Source organism: Rhodococcus sp. PBTS 1 (genome assembly GCF_001620025.1).
GTDB classification, from domain to species: domain Bacteria; phylum Actinomycetota; class Actinomycetes; order Mycobacteriales; family Mycobacteriaceae; genus Rhodococcoides; species Rhodococcoides kroppenstedtii.
The window spans coordinates 3,710,332-3,733,350 of record NZ_CP015219.1; the positions used below are offsets into that span (position 1 = coordinate 3,710,332).

Sequence of the window (23,019 nt, forward strand, 5' to 3'; positions counted from 1 at the left end):
GCCTACTTCTTCGGAGCCGGGGGCGCCTGCAGCAGCGTCACGAACTGCTGAGCGTTGCCCGCGACCGCACCGAGACCGCCGATCGCCGTGCCCGCCAGGGACGCGCCCGAGCCGAGCAGCACCGCGCCGCCGATGCAGCCGGCGAGCGGGCCCGCTCCGAAGAGGAGCGCCACGGGTGCCGACACGACGCCGGCCGCGGTGGCGCCGAGGAGGCAGCCGCCGACCAGACCGCTGGCGGCACCGAGGAATCCGCCCACCGAGGCGCTGAGCGCGATGTTGTCCTTGACGCCGGCGACGGCGGCCGGGAGGTCGACCGGCACGGTGCCGGGGAGGTCGTAGACCGGGGTGGTCGGCGCCGCGGCGTCGACGGCGAGGGTGGCGGTGTTGCCGTCCACCTGCGCGGAGACGGGGTGGACCACGCCGTCCAGCGCCAGTCCGAGCGGAACGGAGTCGACGACGACACCGGCGGCGTCGCGCACCACGAGGTGCTTGTTCTCGGTGCTCAGGGTGCCCGAGTCCGTCGTCACCAGGACGCCGGTGCCGGCGGCCACCGCGTTCCAGTGCACCTCGGGTGCCGTCGGGTTCGCATACGCGGTGGCCGACGCCCCGCCCAGAGCCACGATCGTCATGGCGGCGACCGCCGCCATCCTGTTGAGCTTCATGCCAGTCCTTTGCCGCGTCGAGGTCGAGCCCGGGTGTCGGGCCGACGAATGCGGAGCCGTCGAGCTCCGGGCACGGCGAAACAGACCGTCTCGTCAGAGGTGAGGTAGTCGAAAGTCGCTGTGCCGACGGAAGTCTCGGTGGGGCCGGGGCGCGTGTCAATCGACGGCGAGGTGTCCGCCGGGCGACGGAACGGCGGCGGGACGGACCGGGGACACGGGACCGGAACGAGCGGTCCGCGAGCGATGGAGCGGGCGGGCTGTCGGCGGCGCGTCGAGTGGCGGGCGACGGCGTCGACAGGGCATCACCGCAGGTGACGGGGCCACGAGGCGGCGGGAGGCGGCGAGGTGATCCCGCTCGGCGGACCGACGAGGATCGGGCAAACGGGACGGACCGGCGGGCGAGAGCACGAGACCGCATGACGACGAATCGGGACGGATCGGACGACACCGTCGCGGCGGGACGGCGATACCGGCCCCACCCGTCCGTCGTCCGTTCACCGAGAATTCATGCTCCGGCGGACCGCAACATGGTGGCCGATAGTGAACTGTCCCACCGCAATTCGGACATCGCGGTGGGACAGGACAAGCGTGCGTCGGATGCGGAGTCAGACCGCCGACTGGTGCTGACGCTGCGCCTCGAAGAATTCGGCCCACGACTCGACGTCGGGGTGCTGCTTGATCAGAGCGCGCCGCTGACGCTCGGTCATGCCGCCCCAGACACCGAACTCGACCCGGTTGTCCAGAGCGTCGGCTCCGCACTGCATCAGAACGGGGCAGTGACGGCAGATGGTGGCGGCCTTGCGCTGCGCCGCACCGCGAACGAAGAGCTGGTCGGGGTCCACACCCCGGCACCGCGCCTGCGAGACCCACGCGATGCGCGCTTCGGCCTCTCCGATGTCGAGCGCGGAGTTCGACGTTCCTGCGTGCATTCGAAGATCCCTTCACCGTCCGAGAACACCGGGACCAGCCGGTGTCCGGTACCGCTGCCGTGATGCGCCACCTGCTGCACACCCACCCGAGCGCTACCCCACTAACCGGAGTGATTGTTAGCTGAATCACAACGGCCTGATCAATGTAAGCGACAGCCCAGCAGCGAAGCAAGGTGGGCGGTCAGATTTCTGGTACGGGCGTGCGGACTGTGACGTAAGCCCAGGTCACGGGGTCGACGCGGGCGGGCTGCCGCCGAGACCACCGGACCGCGGCCCGGCGACCCGTACTCTGTTCAGCGTGTCGATCGCCAGAACAGTCGCCAAGCTCGCCGGGTGCAGCGCCCTCGCGGGTGCCTTGCTCGCCGGAGTGATGTTTCCGCTCGCCGGTGGGTTCGGCTACGCCTCCAACCGCGCGGCCGACACCGTGGACAACGTCTCCGCCGAGTTGGTCGAGGGCACGGTTCCGGCGGTGTCGACCATGGTCGACGCCGCGGGCAACCCCATCGCCTGGCTGTACGAGCAGCGCCGATTCGAGGTGCCGAGCGATCGCATCTCCAACGAGATGAAGCTCGCCATCGTCTCCATCGAGGATCGTCGCTTCGCCGAGCACGACGGCGTCGACTGGCAGGGCACCGTCCGTGCATTCCTCACCAACACCACCAGCGGCCAGGTGGAGCAGGGCGCATCGACGCTCGATCAGCAGTACGTGAAGAACTATCAGTTGCTCGTCGTCGCCAAGACCGACGCGGAACGTCGGGCGGCGATCGAGACGACCCCCGCTCGCAAGATCCGTGAGATTCGCATGGCGCTCACGCTGGACAAGCGACTGACCAAGGACGAGATCCTCACCCGCTATCTCAACCTGGTGCCGTTCGGTAACTCGTCGTACGGCATCCAGGACGCCGCCCGGACCTACTTCGGGGTGGACGCGGCCGACCTCACGCTCACCCAGGCCGCCATGTTGGCCGGCATGGTCCAGTCGAGTTCCGCGTTGAACCCGTACACGAACTACGACGGCGTCATGGACCGTCGCAACACCGTGCTCGACACGATGATCCAGAACATCCCCGAGCGCGCCGCGGAGATCGAGGCCGCGAAAGCCGAGCCCCTCGGTGTCCTGCCGGAGCCGAATCAGCTTCCGCGCGGATGCATCGCGGCCGGCGATCGCGGGTTCTTCTGCGACTACGCCCTCCAGTACCTCGCCGACGCCGGCATCAGCAAGGAGCAGGTGGACAAGGGCGGGTACCTCATCCGCACCACGCTCGACCCGGAGGTGCAGGCCAGCACGTCCGCCGCCTTGACCGGGAACAGCAATCCCAACCTCGACGGCGTCGCCACGGTGATGAACGTGATCGCGCCGGGCCAGGACGATCACCGCATCCTCGCGATGGGGTCGTCGCGTCGCTACGGACTGAACGGCGACGCCAACGAGACGGTGCAGCCGCAGCCGTATTCCCTGGTCGGCAGTGGCGCCGGATCGATCTTCAAGATCTTCACCACCGCGGCGGCCATGGAGAAGGGACTCGGCACGTCGGCCGTCCTCCAGGTCCCCAGCCGCGTCGAGGTCAAGGGCCTCGGCGACGGCGGTGCGCGCGGCTGCCCGCCGTCGACCTACTGCGTCACCAACGCCGGAACCTATCCGGCGGCCCTCTCGGTGACCGACGCTCTCGCTCAGTCGCCCAACACCGCGTTCGTGAAGCTCATCGAATCGGTCGGCGTCACCCCGACCGTCGACATGGCCGTCCGCCTCGGACTGCGGTCCTACACCCTGCCGGGCACCGCCGGCCAGGGGACGGACCAGAGCCTCGCCGACTACCAGAAGGAGGCCAACCTGGGCTCCTTCACCCTCGGCCCCACCTACGTCAACCCGTTGGAGCTGTCCAACGTGGCCGCCACCATCGCCTCCGGGGGCAAGTGGTGCCCGCCGAACCCGATCGACAGCGTCTTCGATCGCAGCGGCAAGCAAATCCCGGTGACGCACCAGGCCTGTGAGCAGGTGGTCGAGCCCGGGTTGGCGAACACCCTGGCCAACGCGATGAGCAAGGACGACCAGCCGGGCGGGACCTCCGCGTCCGCGGCCGCGTCTGTCGGATGGACGCTGCCGATGGGCGGCAAGACGGGGACCACGGAGTCCCACCGGTCCTCGGGCTTCCTCGGCTTCACCAACCGCTACGCGGCGGCCGCCTACACCTACGGCGACTCGCCGACGCCCAGCGAGATCTGCTCGTTCCCGCTGCGCCCGTGCGGATCGGGCAACCTGTTCGGCGGTAACGAGCCCGCCCGCACCTGGTTCGACGCGATGGATCCCGTGGCCACCAAGTTCGGCGACGTCTCGCTTCCCCCGGTCGATCAGAAGTTCGTCCGCGGGTCGGCCAACGGCCAGGTTCCGGACGTGGTGGGACTGAACCAGGGGTCGGCACAGTCGCAGGTGCAGGCCGCCGGCTTCCGCGTGTCCATCGCCACCACTGCATCGTCGGAACGACGAGGCACGGTGGTCAGCACGTCGCCGTCCGGTTCGGCGATCCCCGGCTCGACGATCACGCTGTACGTGTCGGACGGTTCCGTGCGTCCGTCGCCGGCCCGGCCCGCGCCCGGCCTCACGCTGCCGTCGTTGCCGCCGGACGTGACCATCCCGCCGATCCCCGGCCTCACCGCACCCCCGCGGTAGGGTCCGGCCGGGGCTCGGCCTCCGGAGCTCGCGTCAGAGGCGGGCGCGCACCGCGGCGGAGAGCCGTGAGCCGTCGGCCTTGCCCGCGGCAATGGCGGTGGCGGCCTTCATGACCTGGCCCATCTGCCGCATGCCCGGCCGCTCGCCGAGCTCCTCGGCGACCTGCGCGATGGCGGTGTCGGCGACGTCCGCGAGTTCGGCGTCGGTGAGCGGGGTCGGCAGGTACTCGTCGATGATCTGTGCCTCGGCGCGCTCCGTGGCGGCGAGTTCGCCGCGCCCGTTCTGGGTGTAGATCTCGGCGGACTCGCCGCGCTTCTTCGATTCCTTGGCCAGCACCCGCAGCACGTCGTCGTCGGTCAACTCGCGTGCTTCCTTGCCGGCGACCTTCTCGGCGCCGATCGCCGACAGCAGCATGCGCAGCGTGGCGGTCCGCAGCGCGTCCTTCGCCTTCATCGACGTGGTGAGGTCCGCGCGCAGGCGCTTTTCGATGTCAGAGTTCTCGGCCATGCTCGAAACGGTATCCTCGACGAGGTGTCCGGCAAATCCGCGTTCCCTTCTCGTCCGGCCTCCGCCGCGTCCGTCGGTGCTGCCTCGTCCGCTCGCGCGGCCCGTGAGGTTCTGTCCACCCCCGCCGGCGTCGCCGCCCTCGCGGTCGGCAGTGCGGCCGCGGGACTGACGTACGCGACGGCCGTGGAGCGCAACGCCTTTACGCTGCGGGAGGCGACCCTCCCCGTCCTGGCGCCCGGCAAGCCCTCGCTGCGGGTGCTCCACATCAGCGACCTGCACATGATGCCGAACCAGAAGCTCAAGCAGACCTGGCTGCGAGAGCTCGACCGTCTCGAGCCCGATCTGGTGGTGAACACCGGGGACAACCTGTCCCACCGGAAGTCGGTTCCGGCGGTGGTGCAGTCCTTGGGCGGTCTGCTCGGTCGGCCCGGCCTGTTCGTCTTCGGCTCCAACGACTATTTCGCACCGGTGCCCAAGAACCCCCTGAAGTACTTCCGGAAGAACCACCCCCGCGTGTTCGGCGACGCGCTGCCGTGGCAGGACCTGCGCGCCGCGTTCACCGAGCGCGGGTGGCTCGACGTGACCCACGTCCGTCGTGAACTCGAGGTGTCCGGTGTGCGGATCGCCACCGCCGGCGTCGACGACCCCCATCTCCAGCGCGACCGGTACGACACGATCGCGGGCAACCCCAACCCGGTGGCGGACGTCAGCATCGGACTGACCCACTCCCCCGAACCCCGCGTGCTCGATCGCTTCGCCGCGGACGGGTACGACCTGGTTCTGGCCGGGCACACGCACGGGGGGCAGCTGTGCCTGCCGTTCTACGGTGCGCTGGTGACCAACTGCGGACTCGACCGATCGCGGGTGAAGGGTCCGTCGCGGTGGGGCGCGCACACACGTCTGCACGTCTCGGCCGGCCTGGGCACCTCGCCGTACGCCCCCTACCGGTTCTGCTGCCGCCCCGAGGCCACCCTGCTCACGCTCGTGCCGAGCGGTCGCGCACGGGAAAGTGCGCCCGAGGTGGGCGTTTCGCGTTCCGAGGCGGTCGTGCGTTAGAGTGATGCGGCTGCCCGCGAGGGTGGTGATCACGGGGTGTGGCGCAGCTTGGTAGCGCGCTTCGTTCGGGACGAAGAGGTCGTGGGTTCGAATCCCGCCACCCCGACTCGTGGTTGAGACACGAAGGAAAGGCCCTGCGCCGGGATGCCGGTGCGGGGCCTTTTCGCTTCCCCGGGCGCACCGCGCGGTTTGCTTATCATGACGGCATGACCCGTACCCGGCTCGTCGTTGCGATCGTCGCCCTCGGGGTGGTTCTGGGGCTCACCGGATGTTCGACGTCGTCCTCGGCGGACGCTCGCTTCGACGGGCTCGTCGCCGGTGAGCGCGTCTACGACCGGACGGGGTTCTCGCTCGACGGCGCGGAGACGGACGCCCTCGACCGACGGCTCGAGTCACTGCGGGCGGAAACGGGCGCCGACGTCGTCGTCTACGTGCGCGAACTCGACGCCGATCCCGACGAGACGCTCGACCAGGTGGAAGCGCTCCAGCAGGCCTGGGTCGCGGCCACCGGCGTCGACCAGGACGTCGCCGGTGCGATCCTGATCAACCGCGAGCCCGGCACCACCGACGAGGCCCGCGCCGGCATCTTCGTGGGGTCCCGATTCGACGACGGCAACGTCCCGTCGAACGAGCAGGAAGCCATCGTCGAGGACGCACTGATCCCGCCGCTGAAGGACGGGGACGTGGCGGGCAGCCTGAACGCCGGTCTCGACCGGCTGCAGTCGTCCATCGTGAACGGCCCGCCGGTCACGGCGCTGGATCGATTCGCGGACGGGCCGGGGTCGACCTGGTTGCCCTGGACCGGACTGGCCGTGGTGCTGGTCGCCGCCGTCGCGGCGTTCTCGCTGTACCGTCGTCGGCCACGGCCGAGTCTGCCCCCCGAGTCGCCGACGACGCACCGGCCGGACCACCGCACCGACCCGGCGGTGGCCACGGCACTGGTGCACCGCAGCAACCAGGCGAGCGCCACGTCGGCCACCGTGCTGGCGCTCGCCGCCGACGACGCCGTCGCCTTCGAACCCGACGGGAAGAAGCACGGGAAGCCGACGATCCGCGTCCGACTCCTGGACGAGAGCAAGGCCCGGGGAGAGGTGCCCCGCGCCGTGTGGGGCCGGCTGGCCGAGCACGCCGTGGACGGCGTCGTCGACCACGCAGCGCTGACGAAGGTCGCGTCGAACACCCGCTCGATCGGTCGGGTGGTCGAAGCCGAGTTGGACGCGCGGGGGTGGCGTGCCCACGGAACCGGACCGGTGCGCTGGGCGTTCGGTGGACTCGCCTTGCTCGGCGGCGCGGTCATGGTGGGCGCGGCGGTGGTCGCCGCGGCCGGGGCACCGATCATGCTGGTCGCGGCGATTCCGGGCGGGTTGTTGCTCGTGACCGGCCTGATCATGACGGTGGCCTACCCGGGCCTGACCGCCGCCGGCCTCGACGCCGCCCGGCCGTGGGAGGCGTACCGGGACGGCATGAAGGCGGCCGCGAAGAAGGACGACACGGCCGTCGACCTCGACTCGGCGCTGCCCGACATCGTCGCTCTGGGTCTCGGTTCGGCGTACCGGAAGCGTCTCGAGTCGGGCCCGGAACTGCGGGCGTTCACCGCGCCCGCCGGACTGCCGCTCGCCGTCGATCCGTCGGTGGTGAACTGGGCCGCGTTCACCGCGACGTTCGGAGCGAGCTCGTCGTCCGCCACGGTGTCCGGCGGGGGCGCCGGGGGCGGGGGCGGCGCGGCGGGCAGTACCTGAGCCGGCCCCGTCCTCACCGCGGCGCCGGTCAGGACGACGCTGCCCGCAACTTCTCCAGCAGCGGACCCGCCGCCTCGGCCAGGAAACGCTCCTGTGTCTCGTCGCCCACCTGCACCAGGGCGATGTCGGTGTAGCCCGCCTCCCAGTAGGGCTTCACCTTCTCGACGATCGCGTCGAGGTCCGGTCCGCACGCGATGGTGTCGGCGACGTCCTCGGGCCGCACGAACTGCGTGGCCCCGGCGAAGCCCGCCGTGGTGGGCAGGTCGGCATTGACGGCCCACCCGCCCGCGAACCACCGAAACTGCTCGTGCGCCAGCGTGATCGCCGCCTGCTCGTCCGGACCCCAGCAGATCGGGATCTGGCCGATCTTCTTCGACTTCTGTGCGAGGCCGGTGCCGACGTGCCGCGCCTTGTCCCAGCCCTCGATCAGCTCGGGCTTGGGCTCGGTGGAGATCATGTGGTCGGCCAGCGGGGCGAACCGCTCGATGGACTTCTCGCCGCTGACCGCGACGCCGATCTCGAGCGGGGTGTCGGGGGTGTCCCACAGCCGCGCCGAATCGACGCGGTAGTGCTCGCCCTCCCACGTGATCAGCTCGCCGGACTGCAGCTGTCGGATGATCTTGACGGCTTCCTCGAACATGTCCTGCCGCTTGTCCACCGACGGCCAGCCCTGGCCGACCACGTGCTCGTTGAGGTTCTCACCGCTACCGAGACCCAGGGTGAAGCGTCCGTCCGCGAGGATCTGGAGGGTGGCGGCCTTCTGCGCGACGACGGCGGGGTGATAGCGGATGATCGGGCAGGTCACGTACGTGTAGAGCTCGACCCGCGAGGTCACCTGCGCGACCGCGCCCAGCATCGTCCAGGCGTAGGACGCGTGGCCCTGCGCCGACAACCACGGCGAGTAGTGATCGCTCGAGACCTCGAAGTCGAACCCGACGTTCTCGGCCTTTTGCGCGTAGTCGACGAGCTGCTTGGGCCCGCTCTGCTCGGTCATGAGGGTGTATCCGAAGCGTGTCATGTGTTGTCCGTTCGTGCGTCGAGTGTTCGGGACCTAGATGGTGGCGACGGATCCCGAGTCGACGCGGTAGTTGCTGCCGTTGACGAAGGCGGCGCGCTCGGAGCACAGGAACGTCACCACGGCCGCCACTTCCTCCGGGGTACCCCGCCGACCGAGTTCCATGAACGGACGTTCTTCCTTCAGGAAGCTCTCGATTGCCTCGTCACGATCGGTGCCACGCTCGTCGGCACGCTTGTCCATCATGGCGTCGGTCATCGGCGTGTGAATGAAGGCCGGTGACACGGCGTTCACCAGGACACCCTCCGACGCGTAGGTCTTGGACAACCCCTTGGTGAGCGAGAGGATGCCGGCTTTGGCTGCGCAGTATGGCAATTCGTCGATGTAGGGCTGCTCGGCGTCCTCGGAGGCCAGCAGGACGATGCGACCCCATCCGCCCTGGCGGAGTTCCGGGAGGAATGCGCGGATCAGCCGCACCGGTCCGAGCAGGTCGATCTCGACGGTCGACGCCCACCCGTCGTCGTCGATCTCGTGGAACAGTCCCTGCGCACCGGTGACGCCGGCGCTCTGCACGAGGATGTCGACGGAGCCGAGGGCCTCGACGGCACGCCGATGCAGGTTCGCGACCGACTCCGGATCGGTCACATCCGCCGCGATCGCGGTGACGGCGCCGTCCGGTCCGGTCAGCTTGCCGGCCGACTCGGTCAGCTTCTCCTCGTCCTTGTCGCTGACGACGACGCGAACGCCCTCGTCGAGCAGCATCTGTGCGGTGCACCAGCCGATGCCCGAGTCGGCACCCGTGACGACGGCCGTGCGGCCCTTGATTCCGAGATCCATGAGTGCGCTCCAGTTTCCTTGTGGGTCAAGCGGTGTGGTCGTGTCCGCGAGCGAGGGTCAATGCGGAATTGATGAGGGCCAGATGGCTCAGGCCCTGCGGAAAGTTGCCGAGGTGGGTGGTGGTGCCGCGGTCCGGAGTGCGGTGCGGATCGACCATCTCCGCCCACAGCCCGACATCGTTGGCGCTGGTGACCAGGCGATCCATGAGATCCGACGCCTCCTCCTCGCGGCCGATGTGCGCCAGGGCGTTCACCACCCAGAACGAACACGCCACGAAGGTGCCCTCGACGGTCTGCATCCCCGAATAGCGATACAGGTGATCACCCGCACCGAGTTCGGAGCGGAGGGCGTCGATGGTCGACGACATGCGTGCGTCGTCGGTGCACGGGCTGCCGGCGTGCAGCAGGACCGACGCGTCCAACTGATCGGTGCCGGGGTACCAGACGTAGGCCTGTTTGTCCTCGGACCAGCAGTGGACGCGAATCCACTCGGCGATGCGGTCGCGTTCGGTGACCCAGCGGTCCGCGATGCCCGGGATCATGCCCTGCTCGGACAGGTGGACGGCTCGGTCGAGGGCGTGCCAGCAGCCCATTTTCGACGACGTGTAGTGCTGTTCGCCCGGAAGCTCCCACAGTCCGGCGTCCTTGCTGCGCCAGATGTCGCACGTCGTGTCCGCGATGGCGGCGAGCAGTCGACCGGTCGGCGCGTCGAGGATGTTGCCGGCGTCGACGTACAGGGAGACGATGTCGAACAGATCGCCGAAAATGCCCTGCTGCAGCTGGGTCGCCGCGTCGTTGCCGGCGATCACCGGGCCGATTCCACGCCAACCCGGAACATCGGGATACGAACTGCCGCCCGGGATTTCACCGTTCAGCGTGTAGAAGACCTGGGTGAGCTTGTCGTTGCGGCGGATGATGCGCAGCAGCCAGGCGACCGCCGCATGCACCTCCTCGCGCAGACCGAACCGGATCATCGCCTTGATCGTGTACGCGGCGTCGCGCACCCACGCGTAGCGATAGTCCCAGTTCTTCGCACCCGCCCACCGCTCCGGGAGCGAGGTGGTCGCGGCAGCAGCGATTGCCCCGGAGGGGCTGTACAGCAACAGTTTCAGAGCCAGCGCGCTGCGGTGCACCGCCTCCTTCCACGGCCCGTCGTACCGGAATTCCTCCGACCAGTGCTGCCAGTTGCGCACGGTGCGGTCGATGCCGGCGTCGACTTCCTCCGGGGTGGGCAGGTACAGCGGTTCGACCTCGGTTCCGACGACGGCGATCGTCGACCGCGAACCGTCCGTCGCAGTGAATCGCCCACGGATGGACCGGGTGTCCTTGTCGACGTCGTCCGCGTTCAGGGTGCGGACACCGAGAGTGATGCCGTCGACCCGCAGGACCGTGCCGTGCACGGTGTCGTACGCCCACGGCGAGGCGTTGCCCAAGCAGGTTCCGGGGACGACGGCCCACTCCATGTCGACGGTGCCCGACACGCCCTCCACCCGACGGGCGAGCTCGGTCCACGGAAGACGTCCCGCGACACCGGTGTTGAGGGAGTCCGTCATCCGTGCCACGCCCGTCTCGGTGGTGAACGTGGTGATGAGGACGTTGGTGCCGTCGTAGTAGGAGCGCTCGGTGGTGTACTCACCCACCGGATGCAATGCGATGTAGCCGCCCTCGTCTGCGTCGAGCAAGGCCGCGAACACCGGCCGGGTGTCGAGGTTGGGGACGGGGAGCCAGTCGATCCGCCCGTCCGCAGCGATGAGAGCCACCGTCCGACCGTCGCCGATCGCCGCGTAGTTCTCGATTCCGGTGTAGCCGTCGTGCCTCATCGTCGGTCGAGCAACCGTGCGATCGCCGAATCGTCCAGCGAGGACCGAAGATCCGCGGGGTCGTCGTACACCTCGATCGCCCCGGCGTCCCGCAGTTCTGCGGCCGAGATGCCGCCGCTGCGCACCCCGATGCAGTCGACCTTCGCCGACCTCGACGCCTCGACGTCCCACACGCTGTCTCCGACGAACACGGCGCGATCCGCCGGCACACCCGCACGCTCGAGCGCGATGTCGACGATGTGCGGCTCGGGCTTGGCCGTCTCGACGTCCTGCGACGACGTGGACTCCGAGACGATGTCGTCGACACCCAGAACGTCACGGAGGATGGACAATTCGTTCTCCGGCGCCGACGTCGCAAGCACCACCTGCAGGCCGCGTCGCTCGATTTCGGCGAGAAGCTCGCGCGTTCCGGGCAGCGGCTCGAGCATCGGAGCAAGTTCCTCGTAGTACTGCGTGTGGAGTTCCTTCGCGTGCTGCGCTCGCTCCTCCTCGGCGTCACCGGTGAGCGACTCGAGGAGCTTGCCGCCGTCCATGCCGATCGACCGATGCGTCCGCCACGCCGCCACCGGAATCCCCGCCTCACGGAAAGCGCGGGTCCAGGCGTGGACATGGGCGTAGTTCGAGTCGACGAGGGTGCCGTCGATGTCGAAGAGCACGGCGGGGGACATGGTCACCCCGGTCGGCTACCCGGCGGTCCATTTTCACAAACGGTCGGGGGGCACGACCTGCTGCTTTCGGTGGTGCACCTGCGCAGGTTGCAGCCAACCTCACCGGTTGCAACCCGCGCACGTGGCGGGAACCTGAGCAGGTGCAGCCGCCACCGCGAACCTGCTCCCCTTTCCGCAACCTGCTCCGGTTACAACAGGAGCAAGTTGCGGAAGCCGGAGCAACTTCAGCCGCGGACCGCCGACACCACCCTGACCGGCGCGCCGTCGGTCGTGCGGGGCGTCCACACACCCTGCACCGTTGCGGCAGCGACTGCTACCGGGGTCACCGCGTCGGCAGGAACGGTGGTGCCGTCGTCACAGCTCAGCCCTCCCCCATCGTCCGCGGTGCAGACCACTCCGTCGGCTGTGGTCAGCCGAGTCACCGCGTCCCCCGCCGAACCCGTGAAGGTCGTCGCGGGTGCGGTCGTCGTGGTGGGAGCGGTCGTCGTCGTGGTCGGCAAAACACTGGTCGTGGTCGGTAAGACAGTGGTCGTGCTCGGCAATGTGGTCGTCGTGGTCGGCGTGCTCGAAGCGGCGCCCGTCGTGGTCGGCGCGGCGGTCGTCGTAAGAGTCGAGCTGGTGGTCGCTGCGACCGTTGAGGTCGGAGTAGCGACCCCGGTGCTCGTGGTCGTGGATGGCGAGGACGTCGTTAGGCGTTCGACGTTTGCAGACCGTAGAGCGACCCCGCTCGGTGCGACAGCTGCCGAGGTCAGAGCCGAGGCACCTACGCCACAGACTGCTTCGACGAGAACCACGGAAAAGGTCAGGTCCAGGAGAGGCACTCCAAGTGCGGAAACTCGACTCACACGACCGTCGACGGTCAGCCTCGAACGTGCGCCCTGACTATCCGCACTGACGACACTGCTGATCGTTCCAGTGACGCCCGGCGACAGGTCGACGGTCCCCTGGCTTACATCGAAACGAGCTGAGGAATTGGCTGGAGGAACAGCAATGGGCGCGCCCTTGATCGACACCGTTCCTCGATTACCCGCGCCCGCGTTGGCCGCAGACGGCGTACCAGCGACCGTGACGGCGGCCGGGGCTGACAGGTCGCAGGCCACAGAAGTGGACACGGGCGACGGAACCGCCACCGCATCGATCGAGGTGAGGCCCAAGAGAAGATCGGCCCGAAGAACGTACGAACTCAGTGTGCTCGACGCGAACACTTTCTGAGTCGCCTGCGGACAGCCCGCCGGCGCTCCAGGCCCCCATGTGTACGAAGCGCAGCCAACCCCCCCGATACTCGCGTTCGGGGACGCCGAGCCGCGGGAAGCAACAGTATTCACAGCCCCCAGAATTCCGCCCATGCGGTACGGCCCGCCGGTGGACCCGGGAGAACTACCCGGAAGCGACTGATCGCGCGAAGCATTCGGCCCGAGCCACGGCAGGTTCGGTCCAGCGGCCAGAAGACCGACAGACGGGGTCACCGACGTCACCGTCCCCGCCTGCGCGGCGGCGCTTCCCGACGTCGGCCAGGACCCGGCAGTGACGTTCGCGCTCAGGTGATCTCGACCGAACCAAGCGGCGTCGGTGGCCTCCACCGGAACCGTCCACACCGTGAGGACCGTGGCGGCGCCGAGCACGAGGGCCGCGAGACGACGGCGGCGGTTCATGTCCGCTGCTTCGGGGTGCGTGGCCAGAACACGACGACGACCAACACCGTCATGGCGATCGTGAGCGCGCCGAGCACGAACGGGTTGGAGAACCAGACGACCACGCGAGCCAGACCCGGCATCGACCACAGCACCTTGCGCACCTCGGTCACGGAATACCCTGCGGGATCGGGGTAGTCGTTGGCGTCGCCCTTGAGTTCGAGCAGCGTGGCGCCGCCGGCGCTGGGCGACGTGCGCACCACGCGGTGCGTCACGGGGAGTTCGCCGACGCGCGCCACGGTCACCACGTCACCGGGCACTACCGACGCCGCGGGCACCTCGCGCACCACGGCCAGCGATCCTGTAGGGATGGTCGGCGACATCGACCCGGTCTTGAACATGATGAGCGAGATGTTCATGGTCACCGACAGCGCCACCGCCACGATGCACACGACGCCACCGGCCGCCAGGACGCTCAGCACGGCGTCCGCGATGCGGGCGGCGAGACGTCGGTCCGGGCGCCGGATGCGGTGAGTGGTCATCGAGTCAGCTCCCGTTCGGCTGCGCGGTGCCGTCGAGCGTCCAGCGCACGGTGGTGGAGGATCCCGGAAGGGAGGGGTCGGTCCAGACTGCTGTGGTGTCCGGGAGGGTAAGGCGAAAGCACAGCGGCACAGTCGTTCCCGTTGCTGTGGGGGTTCCCGCCGGGAGAAGGACGACGCCCTCCGCGGAACCGGTGGCCACCGGAACACCCGCCGCGGCGGACCCGACGACGACGTCGGATGGCGGTGCGCCGGACACCGCGGCGGCGGTGCACGTGGCCGATCGAACCACGGTGTAGCGCAGCGCGGACCCGAGCGCGTTCTGCGGAGCTGCGCCGACCACCGTGATGCCGACAGCGGGGGAATCCGTGGTCGTACGGAGCGTCACGGGCCAGAACACGGATGTGCCGGGCAGCATCGCGGGGGCGGCGCGGTTCACCACGGCCGGAGCGTCCTCCGCGTGCAGCGCCCACGGTTCGACACCGTCGACGAGGGATTCGAACGCGACGTCGGCCGCGGTGAACTCGGCGCTTCCCGAGACGCGGTCACCCCACGCCGCGACCACCTCGGACGATCCGACGACGACGGCACCCGCACCGGCCAGCAGGCCGACGGCGGCGAGTGCCTGCACTCGCCGCCCCGCTCCCCCGTGAAGTCGGAATGGGGACATGCGCAACTTATTCGACGGCGGTGGCCGCGAACTGCCAGACGACCGGACCGGTGGTGGTGCCGGCCGAGGCGGCTGCGCCCTCCTGAGGTTGGAAGTAGACCTCGAAGCAGAGGTCGACGACGGTACCGTCGGCGAGCAACCTGAACGGCGAACCCGGTGTGTCGAGCGGCGCGTCCGACACGATTCGCGTTCCGCCCGTCCGATCACCGTCGGGAACGCACGCTGCGCGTGGTACGTCGATGTACACCGAGTACTGGAGGAAGGCACTCAAGGGACTGGATGCGGGGAGTTGTGCGCCCTGCAGAATCACGTTGGCGTCGAAATCACCGCCGTCGCCGTCGCCGACGCGCAGCGACAAGGGCGCGGTCACCAGGTCGTCGGGCGCGAGGTCACCGAATCCGGGTGAGAAGTCGAAGGTCCCAGCATCTTCGGCAGTGTCATACTCGGCCCAGTCGGATCCGGTGAAGTTGCCCTGGATGTTCCAGTTGGAGGCCGAGAATTCGGCCTGCCCGAACACGTTGTCCGTCCACGCCGCCAGGGTGACGGCCGCGCCGACGCCGAGGACGAGACCGCCGGCCAGCAACGCGCGGACCTTGCGGCGGCGGTCGGAGCGGTCGTCGCGCTCCGATTCGTGTGAGAGATCGGTAGTCATGACGGGCCCCTGTTCCCTTCGCTGCGCCATTCCAGCAATGGCTGCGAGGGCACTGTAGAACCAAATGGAGCCCATCACATTCCAAACGTTCTCCTTATTCCGGGTAACCATCCGGCGGAACCCGGGGTAGCACCAACCGGACGCGATGATAGAGACCGAGAAACTCGGACCGGCCGATCGTTCGGCACCCGCACTCGGTACCAGTCGCCGCAGCAGGGCCGCAAAGCGCGATTGCGACAGGCTTTCGGACACGCCCGCCCTAAACGTGATTTACGTCACACATAGGTACACCCCACCCCGGCGGACCGGGGTGGGGTGCGGGGACCTGCAATCAGACCCGAGCAGCCTCGTCCGCGGGGTCGTCGACGGCACCGGCTCCGGTTGTGGGAGCGGTCTCGCCCTGCCCGGCGCGCACACCCTCCTCGACCTTCTTGCCGATCTCGGGGTCGACGTTCCGCCAGTACTCGAACACGCGCAGCAGCACCGGCTCGGTCACGCCGTTGAGGGCGTGGCCGACGATGTTGTCGACCAGCCGATCACGGGCGTCGTCGTCCATGACCTCCCGCACCAACTGCCCGGCCTGGACGAAGTCGCCGTCCTCCGGGTGCTGGACGTAGTCGGTGCGCACGAACCGCGGCTCGAAGTCCCACGCGCCGTCGTCGCCGTAGCGGTTGCTGTCGGCAGCGGGACCGTTGTACGAGTTGGGCGCGTACACCGGCGTGTCCGCCGAGTTGTAGTGGATGTTCATCGCGCCCTCCTTCGAGTAGGAGTTGATTTCCGCCTTGGCGCGGTTCACCGGCAGCTGCGCGTAGTTGGTGCCGATGCGGTAGCGATGTGCGTCCGCGTAGCTGAAGATGCGGCCGAGCAGCATCTTGTCCGGGCTCACGCCGATGCCGGGCACCAGGTTGGACGGCTCGAAGGAGCTCTGCTCGATCTGGGCGTGGAAGTTTTCGGGATTGCGGTTCAGCGTCATCCGGCCGACCTCGATCAGCGGGTAGTCCTTCTGCGACCACACCTTGGTCAGGTCGAACGGGTTGAACCGGTAGTTCTCCGCCTCGTCGTACGGCATGATCTGCACCTTCACGGTCCAGCTCGGAAAATCGCCGTTGCGGATGGATCCGAACAGATCCTGACGGTGGTGATCGGGCGACGTGCCGGCGAGTTCGTCGGCCTTGTCCTGCGTCAGGTATTCGATGCCCTGATCGGTCTTGAAGTGAAACTTCACCCACGACTTGGTGCCGTCCGCCGCGATGAACTGGTAGGTGTGCGAACCGAAGCCGTCCATGTGGCGGAACGACTTCGGGATGCCACGGTCGCCCATGAGCCACGTGACCTGGTGCGCCGACTCGGGAGAGAGCGTCCAGAAGTCCCACTGCATGTTGTTGTCTCGCAGACCGGAGTCCGGCATCCGCTTCTGGCTGCGGATGAAGTCCTGGAACTTGAGCGGATCGCGCACGAAGAAGACCGGCGTGTTGTTGCCAACCATGTCCCAGTTGCCCTCGGTGGTGTAGAACTTCAGCGCGAAACCGCGCGGGTCACGCCAGGTGTCCGGGCTGCCCTGCTCACCGGCGACGGTGGAGAAGCGCGCGAGGACCTCGGTGGTGGCGCCGGGCTGGAACACCGCAGCCCGCGTGTACTTCGAGATGTCTCCGGTGACCTCGAACGTGCCGAAGGCACCCGATCCCTTGGCATGCACCACGCGCTCCGGCACCCGCTCCCGGTTGAACTGCGCCATCTTCTCGATGAGGTAGTGATCGTGCAGGAGAATCGGCCCCTGCGCACCGGCGGTCAGCGAGTGCTCATCGCTCGGGACGGGAACTCCCGCGTTGTTGGTGGTGGGCTTGGGCGTCGTCATGGATCCACTGCCTCCTGCTGATCGGGGGACGCGGGGGCAGCCGCGTCATCGGAACGGCTACCCGCTCCCCCGCTCACGCAACCGTGACCCGGTCCGAACATCGTCCGGACCGGGCTGGGGCCGAGTGAGGACCGGGCAGCGTCAGCGATCCTGACCGACCACCGTCAGCGGCAACCGGAGAGCGCCCGGTGCGTGCGCCGGCACCACCGGTGCGGCCGGCGTCTGCGGCGGCAGGGACACGTAGTCGCCCTGCATCGGCGGACGACGGTCCTCCTCGCCCTTGTTCGGCCACAACGCCAGAGCGCGCTCGGCCTGGGCGGTGATGGTTAGCGACGGGTTCACCCCGAGGTTGGCGCTGACCGCGGAGCCGTCCACCACGTGCAACCCCTCGTACCCGTACACCCGGTGGTAGGGATCGATGACGCCGCGCTCGGGCGTGGCCCCGATGACGCACCCGCCGAGGAAGTGCGCCGTCATCGGAATGTCGAAGACGTCGGCGAAGGACCCGCCGGGATCGCCGCCGATCTTGTCCGCCGCCTTGCGAATGGCGACGTGACCCTCCGGGATCCATTTGGGCGGCGGGGTGCCACCGCCGGGCCGCGAGGTGAGCCGCCGACCGAATCGGCCCTTCTTCGACCCCAGTTCGAGCGAGTTGTCGTCCGTCTGCATGACCAACGCGATGACCGTGCGCTCCGACCAGTTGCGCACCGACAGGCTCCGCAGCGTCGCAGCCGGATGCCGCACGGCGACGCCCAGGGTCTTCAACGGCCGGGGCAGTCGACCGCCACCGTCGCTGAGCACGGTCTGCAGGAGCCCGATGGCGTTGCTGCCCTTGCCGTATCGCACCGGCTCGATGTGCGTGTGGTCGTTCGGGTGGAACGACGACGTGATGGCCACGCCCTCGGTGAAGTCGATCTGGCGGTCGCGGGCGGTGGCCGCGAGCACCGCCTCGGAGTTGGTGCGCACCACCGAGCCGAGTTTGTCCGACAGGCGGGGCAGCTCACCGCTCTCCTTCATGGCGAGCATGAGCTTCTGGGTGCCGTAGGTGCCGGCCGCGAACACCACCTGAGAGGCGGTCATCACGGTCTCGCTGCGGCGCAGCTTCGCGCCCGTGCGGCGCACGCGTACCTCGTACCCACCGCCGGACCGAGGGCGCACCGAGGTCACCGTGGTGAGCGGATGCACGGTCGCCCCGGCACGTTCGGCCAGGTGCAGGTAGTTCTTGACCAGCGTGTTCTTCGCACCCACCCGGCAGCCGGTCATGCAGGACCCGCATTCGCTGCAGCCGGTTCGGGTGGGACCGACGCCCCCGAAGTAGGGATCGGGAACGTCCTTGCCCTTCTGTCCCGGCGCACCGAAGAACACGCCGACGGGCGTCGTGCCGAAGGTGTCGCCGACGCCCATCTCCTCGGCGATGTCGCGCATGATCTTGTCGGCGGGGGTGATGGTGGGATTGTCCTCGACGCCGAGCATGCGCTTGGCCTGGTCGTAGTACGGCGCCATCTCCTTCTCCCAGTCGGTGATGTCACCCCACTGCGGATCCCGGAAGAAGGGGGTCGGCGGCTGATACAGGGTGTTCGCGTAGTTCAGCGACCCACCACCGACACCCGCACCGGCCATGACGAGGACGTTCGGCAGCAGGTGGATCCGCTGCAGCCCGTAGCACCCGATCAGCGGCGCCCACAGGTACTTTCGCAATCGCCAGCTGGTCTTGGGCAGTTCGTGATCCTCGAACCGTCGACCCGATTCGAGGACGCCCACTCGGTAGCCCTTCTCGGTGGCGCGCAACGCCGCGACGCTGCCGCCGAAGCCGGACCCGATCACGATGACGTCGTACGTGTCCTTCATGCCTCCACCTTCTCGGTCGCGCGGTCGTCCTGCGTCGCAGCCACCGGACGCAGCGTCCGGTAGTTCTCTCGATCGAAGTTCTTGGTGGCCCGACGGAAGAGCCAGGTGAACGTCGGCCACATCGCCGAATTGCGGCCGCTGGCATCGAGATACCAACTCGAGCACCCGCCCGTGTTCCACACCGTGCCGGCGAGATCGCGGTCGAGGCCGGCGTTCCAGGCGTCCATCGCGTCCGGACGCACGTCCACCGCGTCGACGCCGGCGTCGGACATCTCCCGCAACGCGGATTCGAGGTAGGCCGACTGCGATTCGAGCATGTAGACGATCGAGCTGTGCCCGAGGTTCGTGTTGGGCCCGTACATCATGAACAGATTGGGGAAACCGGCGACGGTGGTGCCGCGGTACGCCCGCGGGCTGCCCTGCCACCGCTCGGCGAGCGTGACACCCTCCCCGTCGCGGATCAGGTGCGCCACAGGGGGTTCCGTCGGGGTGAACCCGGTTCCGAAGACGATGACGTCGACCTCGCGCTCGCGACCGTCGCGGTCGACGACGCCCGTGGGCGTCACCGCCGTCAACCCGGAATCGACCAACTCGACGTCGGGACGCTGCAGCGTGTCGTACCAGTCGTTGGAGAGCAACATGCGCTTGCAGCCGATGGTGTACGACGGCACGATGCGCTCACGCAGCGTCCGATCCCGCACCTTGCGACGGAGGAAGGCCGTGGCCACCAGATGCGCTGCGCCGAGCAGCTTCGGGCGACGGGCCATCATCTCCACGTACATCTCGCGGTAGGCGTAGATGGCGCCGCGCTGCGCCTTGAGCGTCCAGGGCGCGCGGCGGTACAGAGCGCGCTCCAGCGGTCCCCTGGTGCGGTCCGCGCGCGGGACCACCCACGCCGGGGTGCGCTGGAACACGACGGTGCGGTCGGCGATCGGCGCGATCTCCGGCACGAACTGGATGGCCGAGGCCCCCGTCCCGACGACGGCGACCCGCTTGCCGGCGAGTTGCACGTCGTGATCCCAGGTGGCGGAGTGGAAGGTCTCTCCCTGGAACGTGTCCAGACCCGGGACCGCGGGCAGCTTGGGGGTCGAGAGGGTGCCCGTCGCGGCGACGAGGACGCGCGCCGTGCACTCGCCCTTCTCGGTGGTCACCTGCCATCGGCAGCGATCGTCGTCCCAGCGCGCCTCCACCAGGGCGCACCCGGTGATCAGCCGCTCGCGAATACCGTGTCGGTCGGCCACCCCGCGCAGGTACTCGTGGATCTCCGGTCCCCGCGCGAAGGTGTGCTTCCAGTCGGCGTACGGGGCGAACGAGAACGAGTAGAGGGACGTCGGGACGTCGCAGGCGACACCGGGATAGGTGTTGTCCCGCCACGTGCCCCCGACGTCGTGGGCCCGTTCGATCACGGTGATGTCCGCGGCCGGGTTCTGCCGCAGGACGCGGGCGACGACGCCCATCCCGGCAAACCCGGACCCGACGACGAGAATGTCGGTGTGCGCGGGCAACTCTCGCGTCGACGGATCGAGTGAGGTGGTCATGCCTCCGTCACCGCCTTCTCCCACACCGGCAGCAGTCGTGCCCGCATGTCCTTCTCCTCTCCGGGTGAGCGCAGGATGGCGGACACCGCCATGCCCCTGGCCAGTTCGATGCTCAGTTCGAAGGCGGCGGGACTCATCCGGTCGCCGTAGATCTCACGTCCACCGAGTTCGAGCGCCTCGGTGACCTTGCGTTCGAGCGGCAGTACGGCCGCGTGCAGCGACGGATCCGTCCGGGCGGCCACCCACAGCTCGAGAGCCGCGTGGAACAGCGGCCCCGAGAACGCCTCGAGCAACAGCTCGAGCCCGGCCGCGTCCCGATCGACGGTCAGGAATTCCGCGAGCCGACGGTCGACGAGGTGCTCGACGGCGGCGACCACCAGGGCCTCGCGAGTGGGGAAATGGTGCAGCTGCGCTCCGCGCGAGACGCCGGCGCGACGGGCGATCTCCTGGGTCGACGTCCGGGCGTAGCCGAGGTCGACCAACACGTCGATCGCGGCGTCGAGCAACCGCGCGCGGGTCGACGCCGTGCGCTCTGCCTGGGTGCGCCGCGCCGGGACCGTAGTGGTGTCGCTCACATCGACGACGATAGCGACAAACTTACAAACAGTCCAGACTGACTTTAAGTTGCTCGACGCGCCGCGTCGGCCAGGATGCCCAGCATCGCGTCGACGGCGACAGGCCACGCGAACTCCTCCGCGCGGGCACGGGCGGTGTGCCGGCCGCCGCCCGGCAGGGTCAGCGCCTCCGCGATGCCGTCGGCGAAGTCACGCCCCGTGTTCGCCACGGCCGCGCCGCACGCCGGGGTGACGATCTCGGCGGAGGCCGACGTCGCCGAGACCACGGCCGGCGTGCCCGACGCGAGGGCCTCGAGCGCGGCGAGCCCGAAGGTCTCGTGGGGACCGGGCGCCAAGGCGACGTCCGCACCTGCGAGCAGGCGCGCCACCCGGATCCGATCGTCCACGAAACCGGTGAACTGCACCGGCAATCCGGCCGCTCGACGCTCCAACGCCGCCCGACGCGGTCCGTCACCGACCACGGTCAGCTCCGCGTCGACGCCCGTCCGTCGCAGGTGGGCCAGGGCCTCGATACTGCGTTCCGCGTGTTTCTCCACCGACAGCCGCCCGCAGTGCACCAGGCGGACGAGGCGACCTTCGTTCCGACGACGCCGTCGCGGATGGAACAGGTCGAGATCGACGCCCAGCGCCACCCGCCGGGCGTCGACGTCGATGCGGTCGAACTCCTGTTGCGCGAACTCGGTGGTGCACACCACCGCGTCGTGACCGGCCGCGCTCCGACGGTTGGCCAGGTCCGCCAGCCGCCGCGCCGCGGAGCCGGGCAGTACCTGACCGAGCAACCGGTCCAGCCGCTCGTGACTGATCATCACGCTCCCCACGCCCCGCTCGCGCGCCCACGCGCCGAGCCCGCGCAGCGTCAGCCGGTCCGACACCTCCAGCACGTCCGCGCCGATCTCATCGACGACCTCGGCCGTGGGTCCGGGGCGCGCGGCGCGATAGCCCCCGGTGAACGGCAGTCCCGACGACGGGACCTCGATCCGTCGCACCCCGTAGGCCGTCGTCGACTCGGCGTACGACGTCCCCGGCACGATCAGTGTCACCCGGTGGCCGCGGGCGACGTAGCCCGCGCCGAGCTGGTCGACGGCGGTCCGGAGCCCGCCCGATCGCGGGCCGTAGAAATTGGCCACCTGCACGATGCGCATGGCGGGAGTATCGGCAGGCGGGGTCCGAGAACCGGTGTACGGCGACGGGCCGTGCGGCGAACGTCGAACGAAATCGCCGCGTCGGGCCCGCCGAGGTGACCGACCCGGTCGCGCCGAGGAGACCGACCCCGGCCGGCCGCCGGGGAACCCGCGCCCGACCGGGCGCGTTGTCTCGATGACCGATCGCCCGACCCGGAGGACTCGCCATGACCACGCCCGCACGTCGCCTCACCCGTTCCCGTCGCAGCAAGGTCGTCGCGGGCGTCTGCGGCGGACTGGCCGAGCGGTTCGGACTGAGCCCCAATCTGGTTCGGCTGCTCTTCGTGCTCTCGTGCATTTTGCCCGGACCGCAGTTCGTGGTGTACCTCCTGCTCTGGATCGCGATCCCCAAAGCGGCATACTGACCGACCCGGTCCGCGCACCTGCCGATCGTCCCGATCGGACCCCCGAATCACGGGAGTCCGATCGTCCCGATCGGACCCCCGAATCACGGGAGGATGGACACTTGCGCCCATTCCCGAGGGCGTCCTAGTGTCGTTGCGACGCCCGCGCCGGGCCCGCCTCGCGGCGGCGATCCGGACGGGCCACCCTCGCTCGTGACGATCGAACCCGCGTCGTCCGCGCACGTGCCCCGCCGATCACGATTCGCCCTCACCCTTCCGGGCGATC

Annotated in this window: 20 protein-coding genes and 1 tRNA gene; 6 read left to right on the forward strand and 15 right to left on the reverse strand. The window is 69.1% G+C overall.

Features of this window, described 5'->3' with window-relative positions; genetic code table 11:
* Positions 1-2: 2 nt before the first annotated feature.
* Positions 3-662, reverse strand: coding sequence for a hypothetical protein (locus tag A3Q40_RS17040; RefSeq protein ID WP_068104013.1), 660 nt, complete (start codon positions 660-662; stop codon positions 3-5).
* 605 nt (positions 663-1,267) lie between these two features.
* Positions 1,268-1,591: a WhiB family transcriptional regulator gene (locus tag A3Q40_RS17045; protein ID WP_068104015.1), complete on the reverse strand. Its 324-nt coding sequence runs from the start codon at positions 1,589-1,591 to the stop codon at positions 1,268-1,270.
* A 298-nt stretch (positions 1,592-1,889) separates the two neighbouring features.
* Between A3Q40_RS17045 and A3Q40_RS17050 the strand changes: the two genes are divergently transcribed.
* Positions 1,890-4,259: a penicillin-binding protein gene (locus tag A3Q40_RS17050; RefSeq protein WP_269465601.1), complete on the forward strand. Its 2,370-nt coding sequence runs from the start codon at positions 1,890-1,892 to the stop codon at positions 4,257-4,259.
* A gap of 33 nt (positions 4,260-4,292) precedes the next feature.
* Here A3Q40_RS17050 and A3Q40_RS17055 read toward each other — a convergent pair whose 3' ends face one another.
* A complete protein-coding gene (locus A3Q40_RS17055; protein WP_068104017.1) occupies positions 4,293-4,766 on the reverse strand; it encodes a GatB/YqeY domain-containing protein in 474 nt (157 codons plus the stop codon).
* A gap of 111 nt (positions 4,767-4,877) precedes the next feature.
* Between A3Q40_RS17055 and A3Q40_RS17060 the strand changes: the two genes are divergently transcribed.
* The 3 genes from A3Q40_RS17060 (at position 4,878) to A3Q40_RS17070 (ending at position 7,561) form a co-directional block, all read left to right on the forward strand.
* Positions 4,878-5,822 carry a metallophosphoesterase gene (locus tag A3Q40_RS17060; protein ID WP_068106498.1) on the forward strand — a complete coding sequence of 315 codons (945 nt, stop codon included), beginning with the start codon at positions 4,878-4,880 and terminating at the stop codon, positions 5,820-5,822.
* Between the two features lie 32 nt (positions 5,823-5,854).
* A tRNA-Pro gene (locus A3Q40_RS17065) sits at positions 5,855-5,928 on the forward strand.
* 100 nt (positions 5,929-6,028) lie between these two features.
* A complete protein-coding gene (locus tag A3Q40_RS17070) occupies positions 6,029-7,561 on the forward strand; it encodes a TPM domain-containing protein (protein ID WP_068104019.1) in 1,533 nt (510 codons plus the stop codon).
* Between the two features lie 28 nt (positions 7,562-7,589).
* Here A3Q40_RS17070 and A3Q40_RS17075 read toward each other — a convergent pair whose 3' ends face one another.
* The 4 genes from A3Q40_RS17075 to A3Q40_RS17090 are packed head-to-tail and all read right to left on the reverse strand — an operon-like array spanning position 7,590 to position 11,900.
* The gene (locus A3Q40_RS17075) at positions 7,590-8,579 is read right to left on the reverse strand and encodes an LLM class F420-dependent oxidoreductase (protein WP_068104021.1); all 990 of its coding nucleotides are present in this window, start codon (positions 8,577-8,579) and stop codon (positions 7,590-7,592) included.
* A gap of 33 nt (positions 8,580-8,612) precedes the next feature.
* A complete protein-coding gene (locus A3Q40_RS17080) occupies positions 8,613-9,413 on the reverse strand; it encodes an SDR family NAD(P)-dependent oxidoreductase (RefSeq protein WP_068104023.1) in 801 nt (266 codons plus the stop codon).
* A gap of 25 nt (positions 9,414-9,438) precedes the next feature.
* The gene (locus tag A3Q40_RS17085; RefSeq protein ID WP_068104025.1) at positions 9,439-11,232 is read right to left on the reverse strand and encodes a glycoside hydrolase family 15 protein; all 1,794 of its coding nucleotides are present in this window, start codon (positions 11,230-11,232) and stop codon (positions 9,439-9,441) included.
* Positions 11,229-11,900 (reverse strand): HAD family hydrolase, encoded by a 672-nt coding sequence (locus A3Q40_RS17090; RefSeq protein WP_068106500.1) that lies wholly within the window; start codon positions 11,898-11,900, stop codon positions 11,229-11,231. The genes A3Q40_RS17085 and A3Q40_RS17090 overlap by 4 nt, the downstream gene beginning before the upstream one ends.
* Before the next feature lie 384 nt (positions 11,901-12,284).
* Here A3Q40_RS17090 and A3Q40_RS20465 point away from each other — a divergent pair, with 384 nt between their 5' ends.
* On the forward strand, positions 12,285-12,782 hold the full coding sequence (locus tag A3Q40_RS20465; RefSeq protein ID WP_157889663.1) for a hypothetical protein: 498 nt from the start codon (positions 12,285-12,287) through the stop codon (positions 12,780-12,782).
* Between the two features lie 766 nt (positions 12,783-13,548).
* On the opposite strand, the gene A3Q40_RS17100 is transcribed toward A3Q40_RS20465, so the two are convergent.
* The 8 genes from A3Q40_RS17100 to A3Q40_RS17135 all read right to left on the reverse strand — a co-directional run bounded on the left by A3Q40_RS17100 (position 13,549) and on the right by A3Q40_RS17135 (position 22,350).
* Complete coding sequence (locus A3Q40_RS17100) at positions 13,549-14,073, reverse strand: signal peptidase I (protein ID WP_068104029.1); 525 nt, start codon at positions 14,071-14,073, stop codon at positions 13,549-13,551.
* A 4-nt stretch (positions 14,074-14,077) separates the two neighbouring features.
* A complete protein-coding gene (locus A3Q40_RS17105; protein WP_068104031.1) occupies positions 14,078-14,701 on the reverse strand; it encodes a hypothetical protein in 624 nt (207 codons plus the stop codon).
* A gap of 46 nt (positions 14,702-14,747) precedes the next feature.
* Positions 14,748-15,644, reverse strand: a complete 897-nt coding sequence (locus tag A3Q40_RS17110; RefSeq protein ID WP_235606343.1) for a SipW-dependent-type signal peptide-containing protein — start codon at positions 15,642-15,644, stop codon at positions 14,748-14,750.
* Positions 15,645-15,723: 79 nt separating this feature from the next.
* Positions 15,724-17,247, reverse strand: coding sequence for a catalase (locus A3Q40_RS17115; RefSeq protein ID WP_068104035.1), 1,524 nt, complete (start codon positions 17,245-17,247; stop codon positions 15,724-15,726).
* Positions 17,248-17,388: 141 nt separating this feature from the next.
* Positions 17,389-19,095, reverse strand: a complete 1,707-nt coding sequence (locus A3Q40_RS17120) for a GMC oxidoreductase (protein WP_068104037.1) — start codon at positions 19,093-19,095, stop codon at positions 17,389-17,391.
* On the reverse strand, positions 19,092-20,633 hold the full coding sequence (locus A3Q40_RS17125; RefSeq protein WP_068104039.1) for a flavin-containing monooxygenase: 1,542 nt from the start codon (positions 20,631-20,633) through the stop codon (positions 19,092-19,094). The genes A3Q40_RS17120 and A3Q40_RS17125 overlap by 4 nt, the downstream gene beginning before the upstream one ends.
* A complete protein-coding gene (locus tag A3Q40_RS17130) occupies positions 20,630-21,208 on the reverse strand; it encodes a TetR/AcrR family transcriptional regulator (RefSeq protein ID WP_068104041.1) in 579 nt (192 codons plus the stop codon). Before A3Q40_RS17130 ends, A3Q40_RS17125 begins: the two co-directional genes overlap by 4 nt.
* A gap of 44 nt (positions 21,209-21,252) precedes the next feature.
* Entirely contained in the window at positions 21,253-22,350 is a 1,098-nt protein-coding gene (locus A3Q40_RS17135; protein ID WP_068104043.1) for a glycosyltransferase, read from the reverse strand.
* A 206-nt stretch (positions 22,351-22,556) separates the two neighbouring features.
* Here A3Q40_RS17135 and A3Q40_RS17140 point away from each other — a divergent pair, with 206 nt between their 5' ends.
* Positions 22,557-22,754, forward strand: coding sequence for a PspC domain-containing protein (locus A3Q40_RS17140; protein WP_068104045.1), 198 nt, complete (start codon positions 22,557-22,559; stop codon positions 22,752-22,754).
* The last annotated feature ends 265 nt before the right edge of the window (positions 22,755-23,019 follow it).